Source organism: Azospirillum himalayense (assembly GCF_042657465.1).
GTDB classification, from domain to species: domain Bacteria; phylum Pseudomonadota; class Alphaproteobacteria; order Azospirillales; family Azospirillaceae; genus Azospirillum; species Azospirillum himalayense.
Map to the genome: position 1 here is coordinate 215,371 of NZ_JBHSLC010000036.1, position 6,823 is coordinate 222,193.

7 protein-coding genes are annotated in these 6,823 nt (G+C 70.1%); 5 read left to right on the forward strand and 2 right to left on the reverse strand.

Going from position 1 to position 6,823, the window contains the following annotated elements:
- The first annotated feature begins 223 nt into the window (after positions 1-223).
- The 3 genes from folP to thiD all read left to right on the forward strand — a co-directional run bounded on the left by folP (position 224) and on the right by thiD (position 3,723).
- Positions 224-1,369, forward strand: a complete 1,146-nt coding sequence (folP, locus tag ACFPMG_RS18730) for a dihydropteroate synthase (protein WP_376996591.1) — start codon at positions 224-226, stop codon at positions 1,367-1,369.
- 129 nt (positions 1,370-1,498) lie between these two features.
- Complete coding sequence (glmM, locus tag ACFPMG_RS18735) at positions 1,499-2,866, forward strand: phosphoglucosamine mutase (protein WP_376996592.1); 1,368 nt, start codon at positions 1,499-1,501, stop codon at positions 2,864-2,866.
- Between the two features lie 41 nt (positions 2,867-2,907).
- Positions 2,908-3,723, forward strand: coding sequence for a bifunctional hydroxymethylpyrimidine kinase/phosphomethylpyrimidine kinase (gene thiD / locus ACFPMG_RS18740; protein ID WP_376996593.1), 816 nt, complete (start codon positions 2,908-2,910; stop codon positions 3,721-3,723).
- Positions 3,724-3,750: 27 nt separating this feature from the next.
- Here the strand turns inward: thiD and ehuR are convergent, their stop codons facing one another.
- On the reverse strand, positions 3,751-5,145 hold the full coding sequence (ehuR, locus tag ACFPMG_RS18745) for a MocR-like ectoine utilization transcription factor EhuR (RefSeq protein WP_417281708.1): 1,395 nt from the start codon (positions 5,143-5,145) through the stop codon (positions 3,751-3,753).
- A 180-nt stretch (positions 5,146-5,325) separates the two neighbouring features.
- On the opposite strand from ehuR, the gene ACFPMG_RS18750 reads away from it, so the two are divergent.
- The gene (locus tag ACFPMG_RS18750) at positions 5,326-5,652 is read left to right on the forward strand and encodes a YgaP family membrane protein (protein ID WP_376996595.1); all 327 of its coding nucleotides are present in this window, start codon (positions 5,326-5,328) and stop codon (positions 5,650-5,652) included.
- A 27-nt stretch (positions 5,653-5,679) separates the two neighbouring features.
- On the opposite strand, the gene ACFPMG_RS18755 is transcribed toward ACFPMG_RS18750, so the two are convergent.
- A complete protein-coding gene (locus ACFPMG_RS18755) occupies positions 5,680-6,003 on the reverse strand; it encodes a hypothetical protein (protein ID WP_035673054.1) in 324 nt (107 codons plus the stop codon).
- 444 nt (positions 6,004-6,447) lie between these two features.
- Here ACFPMG_RS18755 and ACFPMG_RS18760 point away from each other — a divergent pair.
- The coding region (locus tag ACFPMG_RS18760) for a Bax inhibitor-1/YccA family protein (protein ID WP_376996596.1) at positions 6,448-6,823 on the forward strand (376 nt) is incomplete at its 3' end.

Below are 6,823 nucleotides of genomic sequence, written 5' to 3' on the forward strand. Positions count from 1 at the left end.
GGCCCACGCGTCAGCGTGGGAGGGTGAGGGTGCCTGCAAGGATCAGCTCTTTGATCCTCGAACGACCCTCACCCGGCGCCTTCGGCGCCACCCTCTCCCGGGGCGGGAGAGGGAAGTGATGCCAAACGGTTATTGCCCTGCATCGATCCGGTACAGTCTCTTGCGCCGGGGGTTCCCGCCGTGACAGGCTGCGGTCTTCCGTTCCGTTGCACGAACCGCCGCCATGCCTCCGATCTCCAAGCCCGCCCCGAAGTCTGCCGCCGGCTCGCTCGCCTCCTTCGCGCCCTGGGCGGGGGAGGGCGGCGTCCGCGTCTATCTGAGGCCGGTCGGGCTGCTGCCCATCGCCGCCTGGAGCGCCGGGGCGGCGGTGCCGCTGGCTGGCGGGCGCTTCGCCTTCGCCATCGCCGAACTCATCGTCCGACAGGGGGCGCGGATCGAGCGGGCCTTCGCGCCGCTGACCGAGATCATGGCTTGGGGGTGGGAGCGCGGGACCGCCGTGGCGCAGAGCCTTGACAAGCGGCTGGGCGCGCTGACCCGCGGGCGGGCGCCGTTCGGCGGGCTGGACCTCGGGCGCCCGCGCATCATGGCCATCGTCAACGTGACGCCGGACAGCTTTTCCGACGGCGGCGACTTCTTCGACGCCGCGGCGGCCATCGCCCATGGCGAAGCGATGCTGGAGGCCGGCGCCGATCTGCTGGACGTCGGCGGTGAATCCACCCGGCCCGGTTCCGCCCCCGTGTCGCCCGAGGAGGAGGAGGCCCGCGTCCTGCCGGTGGTCCGCCACTTCGCGGCCAGGGGCGCGGTGGTGTCGGTGGACACGCGGCACGCGCGGGTGATGCGCGCGACGCTCGACGCCGGGGCGGCGCTGATCAACGACGTGGCCGGGCTGCGCGATCCCGGCGCGCTGCCGCTGGTGGCGGAGAAGGCGGCCCCCGTCGTGGTCATGCACATGCGGGGCGAACCCGGCACCATGCAGCAGAATCCGGTCTATGAGGACGCGGCGCTCGACGTCTTCGACTGGCTGGAGGAGCGGGTGGAGGCCTGCCTCGCCACAGGGGTGCCGCTGGAGCGCATCGCCGTCGATCCCGGCATCGGCTTCGGCAAGACGGTGGAGCACAACCTCGCCATCCTGCGCCACACCGCCCTCTATCACGGGCTGGGCTGCGCCCTGCTGATCGGGTTGTCGCGCAAGGCCCTGATCGGCAAGCTGTCGCGGAGCGAGCCGCCGAAGGAGCGGTTGCCCGGATCGCTGGCCGGCGGTCTGGAATCGCTGAACCAGGGCGCGCACCTCCTGCGTGTCCATGACGTGCCCCAAACGGTCCAGGCGCGCGCCGTCTGGGAGGGGCTGCATCCCGCACGGGTGCCGTGATCGCATGACGCGTGTAACCCTTTGGCGTCTGCGCGGAAGGGTTCTTGACCCGCCCCCCCAGGGCAAGCGATGACATTTTCACACATCCGCGATTGCGGTACAGTGACTGGGCCATTCCCGAGGGTTTTCATGACGCGACACCTGTTCGGCACCGACGGCATCCGTGGCACCGCCAACATCGATCCGATGACGGCGGAAACCGCCCTGCGCGTCGCGATGGCGTCCGCTTTGCAGTTCCGCCGGGGCGACCACCGGCACCGCGTGGTGATCGGCAAGGACACCCGCCTGTCCGGCTATCTGCTGGAGCCGGCGCTGACCGCGGGCTTCATCTCCATGGGTATGGATGTCGTGCTGCTCGGCCCGCTGCCGACGCCCGCCGTCGCCATGCTGACGCGCTCGCTTCGCGCCGACCTCGGCGTGATGATCTCCGCCTCTCACAACCCGTATCAGGACAACGGCATCAAGCTGTTCGGCCCGGACGGCTACAAGCTGTCGGACGCGGTGGAGATCGCCATCGAGACGCGTATGGGCCAGCCCTTTGCGCCGGACCTCGCCGGCTCCGCCGATCTCGGCCGCGCCTCCCGCCTGGAGGACTCGACGGGCCGCTACATCGAGTATGTCAAGAACACCTTCCCGCGCGGTCTGCGGCTGGACGGGCTGAGGATCGTCGTGGATTGCGCCAACGGCGCCGCCTACCGCGTCGCCCCGAAGGTCCTGTACGAACTGGGGGCCGACGTGATCCCGGTCGGGGTCAACCCGGACGGCCTGAACATCAACAAGGACTGCGGCGCCACCGCGACCCGGACCCTGCAGGAGCAGGTGGTGGCGCACGGCGCCCATCTGGGCATCGCGCTGGACGGTGACGCCGACCGCCTGATCATGGTCGACGAGGCCGGGCGCGTCGTCGACGGCGACCAGGTGATGGCGCTGATCGCCTCCTCCTGGGCGCAGGCGCAGACGCTCAAGGGCGGCGGCGTGGTCGCCACGGTGATGTCCAACCTGGGCATGGAGCGGCACCTCCAGGGGCTGGGCATCGCCCTGGTCCGCACGCCGGTCGGCGACCGCTATGTGGTGGAACATATGCGCGAGCACGGCTACAACGTCGGTGGGGAGCAGTCGGGGCACGTCGTGCTGTCCGACTATTCCACGACCGGCGACGGGCTGATCGCCGCACTCCAGGTCCTGGCGGTGCTGATCCAGTCCGGCGGCCGGGCGGCCAGCGAGGTCTGCCAGGTCTTCGCCCCGGTGCCGCAGAAGCTGACCAACGTCCGCTTCGCCGCCGGTTCGAAGCCGCTGGAACTGTCCTCCGTCCAGGCGGCGATCCGCGACGGCGAGGCGCGGCTGAACGGGTCGGGGCGCATCCTGATCCGCAAGTCGGGGACCGAGCCGGTGATCCGCGTCATGGCGGAAGGCGACGACGAAGGGCTGGTGCACGCGGTGGTGGCCGACATTGCCGGCGCCATCACGGACGCCGCCCGGCTGGAGACCGCCTCCTAAGGCCCATCCTCCAACCAGACGACCAGACGGAAGCAATCCCGATGCAGGCCCACCCGATCAACGGCCGTGTTCTCATCGTCGCCGGGTCCGATTCCGGCGGCGGTGCCGGCATCCAGGCGGACATCAAGGCGGTCAGCGCGCTGAACGCCTTCGCCATGACCGCCATCGCGGCGCTGACCGCGCAGAACACGACCGGGGTCTATGGCGTGCTGCCTGTGGACCCTGCCTTCGTCGCCCTGCAGATGAAGGTGGTGCTGGAGGACCTCGGGGCCGACAGCATCAAGATCGGCATGCTCGCCAACGCCGCCGTCATCGAGGCGGTGGCCGGCGAGTATGAGGAGCGCGCGATCAACGTTCCGCTGGTCGTCGATCCGGTGATGGTCTCGAAGAGCGGCCATTTCCTCCTGGAGCCGGACGCCGTGCAGACCCTGCGCAAGCGCCTGCTGCCCCATGCGGAGCTGGTCACCCCGAACCTGCCGGAGGCGGAGGCGCTGACCAACATCCCGGTGCGCAACCTCGACGACATGCGCCGCGCCGCCGAGATGATCCGCACCTTCGGGCCGAAGGCCGTTCTGCTGAAGGGCGGCCATCTGGAGGACGAGCGGCTATGCGACCTGCTGCTCACCGAGGACGGCGAGGAGGTGTTCGAGGGACGGCGCATCCACACCCCGCACACCCACGGCACCGGCTGCACCCTGGCCTCGGCGATCGCCGCCGGCATCGCCCAGGGGCTGGGCGTGCGCGATTCGGTGGCCCGCGCCCGCGCTTACGTGGATGAGGCGATCCGCTCCGCCCCTGGCTTCGGGCATGGCCACGGCCCGCTCAACCATCTGCACACGGTCCGGCCGTTCCCGTAAGGGCGCGGCCTTTCCGCTTTCTTTCGATCAGACGATCGACAGCATCGCCGTCTGCGGGTTCTCCAGCAGGTCGGCCAGCGTGCGCAGGCCGCGTGCCAACTCGTCCCGGCTGTGCGGGTGGCAGAGGCCCAGCCGCACGGCGTGAGGGGCGCTGGCCCGGCCTACGGCGAACACGTCTCCGCCGGTCACCTTCACGCCGCGGCGCAGCGCCTCCGCGATGAAGTCGTCGCGGCGCCAGGGCTCGGGCAGGACCAGCCAGAGATGCTGCGCCGAAGCGTGCCCGCAGACGGCGCTGGCGGGCAGGATGGAGCGGGCGATCTGCTGGCGCGCCATGGCCTCCCCGCGCTGGGCCTCGGCGATGCGGTCGGCGCTGCCGTCGGTGATCCAGCGCGTCGCGACCTCCGGCGGCAGGGGCGGGGAGGAGTACTGCAAGGCGCGGATGACCGCCTCGACGCGCGGCACCAGGGCCGGCGGGGCGACCACGTAGCCGACGCGCAGGCCGGCCGACACGCTCTTGGACAGGCTGTTCACATAGACCGTGACGTCCGGGGCGATGGCCTGGATGGGCTTCGCGTCATGGACCAGGAAGCCGAACACGTCGTCCTCGACCAGCATCACCCCGTAGCGGCGGGCGATGGCCGCGATCTCCACGCGCCGGGCCTGTGGCATGACGGAGGCGGTGGGGTTGTGCATGGTCGGCACCAGATACAGCGCCTTGGGCGCCAGACGGCGGCAGGCGCTGTCGAAACTGTCCGGGACCACGCCATGCTCGTCGATGGCGATGCCCTCCAGGTGATAGCCCTCGACCGCACTCAGGGTCTTGATGCCGTAGTTGGTCAACCGCTCGGTCAGCACGACGTCGCCGGGACGCGCCACCGCGGCCAGCGCCACCGCCATGGCGTTCTGCGCGCCGGTGGTCAGAAGGATCGTGTCGGCGGAGGCCGTTACGCGGTGCTGCCGCGTCAGCCACTGCGCTCCGGCGGCACGGTGAGCGGGCAGGCCGGCGTGCGGCGCGTATTCCAGCAGCGCCCCCAGGCTCGGTGACGCGCCGATGGCGGTCAGGGTGGCGCCCATCATCGGCACCGACATCGGGTGCTCCGGCGTCACGACGGTCATGTTGATGACCGATGGTTCGGGCCGGGGCGTCCAGGTGAAGGGGTCGGACGGGGGCATGTGCCGCTGCCCCTGCACGAAGGTGCCGCGCCCGACCTCGCCGCCGATCAGCCCGCGCTTTTCCGCCTCCGTGTAGGCGCGGGTGATGGTGCCGACGGTGACGCCGAGGCGGTAGGCGAGGTCGCGGTGGGTGGGAAGCCGGGTGCCGGGGGCAAGCCGTCCGTTGGCGATGTCGTCGGACAGGGCGTCGGCGATGGCGCGGTAACGGGGGCCTTGCCGCCCCTCCAAATCAGGAACCCAATGTGTCATAGGGACAATGATGACATTGTGCCGATCAGGCGGCAAGTGTCACCGCATTGTCGCGATTGTACGGGTCCGGTTGCGCTGTGCGTTCGGGAACCCGGACGGCCGAGCGGGCGTTGCAGTCAGGACCGCCCGGCGCCGCTTCGGCATCCCTTTCGCGCCGGGCACAGCCGGGAGAATTCAGGCATGAGCGCCGAAAACGCCATCCGACACACCTACGACCGCTTCTTTGGGGGCGCGCGGAATCTCGGGCCGCTGGAACGCGCCGTGTCCACCGGCCTCGGCCTCGTCATGGCGGCGGGCGGCGTGCGCCGCGGTGCCGACGTGCGGGGCGCCATCATGGGGCTGGCCGGCGCCGCCCTGGTCGCCCGCGGCATGAGCGGCCACTGCCCGTTGAAGGCCATGGTGGCGGACGAGGACCACGACCGGCTGTCCGGTCCGCGAACGGAGCGCTACAGCCCCGGCGAGGGGCCGCTGGAACGCACGCCGGCCCGCACCGGCTCCTATTCCTGACGAAACGGCCCAGTCACAGGATGACGGTCACGAGGACGAGGAAGCGGCGCGGCGCCGCCGCTTCCACTCCTTCCAGCGCCGCTCGCCGCGCACCAGCGCGCGGTTGATCGGCGGGCGAAGGAACGGAACGTCGTAGGCGAGCAGCACGAGGCCGAGCGGCAGCATCCAGATGCCCAGCACGGGCAGGAAGCTGAACAAGCCGCCGAGAATCAGCAGCAATCCGGCGGGGACGCGCACCCAGGTCGCCCGCGGCTCGCGGAGCCAAGCCAGCACCCGCGCCATGGAGTCGGGAAGCTTCTCCTGGATGCGATCCACCCGCCGTTCAAGGCGTCTGTGGTGCTGGTCGCTCAACGCGGCACTCTCCATCTTGTTGATCCGGCTCTGATGTTGTCAAAGGGTGAAGCGGCGCCCCGGCTCGCCGGAGCGGCCGCCTCCAAGCCGCCATATGGGAACCGCCGCGCGTGTTCCAAGCTCCCGTTCGTGTGGAACCCGCGGGGAGACGGGTATCTTGAAAGACGCCGCCCACACGGCCAATTATTAGGGCAATCAGGGTCCGGGCCCCTCTGGCAGCCGAGTCACCGGTTACGAGGTCGGAGGCTGCGATGTCGGATCTCTTCATCTGCTTTTGCGCCGACGGGCGTGACCGCATCCGGAGGGTCTTTCGATGGACAGCGCAGCCATCCTTTCCCGCCGCCGCTTTCCCGCGGCCGGTCCGCTGCCATGTGCCCGCCGCCGGTCGGAATCTTGCCGGTCAAAGGCCCGCCGGTCAAAGGCTTGAACGAGGGAGTTTTCGCAATGTTCGACCAGTATCCCAACCAGAGTCGTTGGGGCGCCGGCGCCGCGGGCGTGGACCGTGCGGCGTTCGACGAGGGCCTGCGCAAGCACATGCTGCGGGTCTACAACTTCATGATGCTCGGCCTTGGCGTGACGGGGCTTGTGGCGCTGTTCGTGGCGAGCACGCCGGCGCTGTACGTTCCGATCTTCACGACCCCGCTGAAGTGGGTGGTGATGCTGGCGCCGCTGGCCTTCATCATGGTGCTGTCCTTCCGCTTCCACGCGATGTCGGCATCGGCGCTGCAGGGGCTGTTCTGGGCCTTCTGCGCGGTGATGGGCGTGTCGATGGCGTCGATCTTCCTGGTCTTCACCGGGGCCAGCGTGGCGCGGGTGTTCT

Coding starts and splice junctions, on each gene's coding strand:
- folP (WP_376996591.1), top strand. CDS start 224: ATGCCTCCGATCTCCAAGCCCGCCCCGAAGTCTGCCGCCGGCTCGCTC.
- glmM (WP_376996592.1), top strand. CDS start 1,499: ATGACGCGACACCTGTTCGGCACCGACGGCATCCGTGGCACCGCCAAC.
- thiD (WP_376996593.1), top strand. CDS start 2,908: ATGCAGGCCCACCCGATCAACGGCCGTGTTCTCATCGTCGCCGGGTCC.
- ehuR (WP_417281708.1), bottom strand. CDS start 5,145: ATGACACATTGGGTTCCTGATTTGGAGGGGCGGCAAGGCCCCCGTTAC.
- ACFPMG_RS18750 (WP_376996595.1), top strand. CDS start 5,326: ATGAGCGCCGAAAACGCCATCCGACACACCTACGACCGCTTCTTTGGG.